The following is a 306-nucleotide window of genomic DNA, read 5'->3' as shown; positions in this document are numbered from 1 at the left end:
CGAGCTTCTTCTGCGGCCTTGTGGTCTCGGGCATCTTCGCCGCGGCCATGAGCTACTCTTCCAGCTACCTGCTCATCTCCGGCTCCGCTGTGGCCACCAACATCTTCAAGGGTCTCATCAAGCGCGATGCCACCGACAACCAGGTCATGATCGTGGCCCGCATCACGCTGACGGTCATTCTGCTTCTGGGCATTTTCCTGGCCATGGTCCAGAACTCCTCCATCTTCGACATCGTGTCCTACGCCTGGGCCGGCTTCGGCGCGTCCTTCGGCCCGCTCATGCTGTGCTCGCTGTACTGGCGCCGCA

Annotated in this window: 1 pseudogene; it reads left to right on the top strand. The window is 61.8% G+C overall.

Features of this window, described 5'->3' with window-relative positions:
• Window positions 1-306: pseudogene (locus NE591_RS14005) on the top strand (sodium:proline symporter); the annotation flags it as partial.

Origin of the sequence: Adlercreutzia sp. DFI.6.23 (assembly GCF_024462535.1) — a bacterium.
GTDB lineage: Bacteria > Actinomycetota > Coriobacteriia > Coriobacteriales > Eggerthellaceae > Adlercreutzia > Adlercreutzia rubneri.
This window is presented reverse-complemented; position numbering and strand designations above follow the sequence as displayed.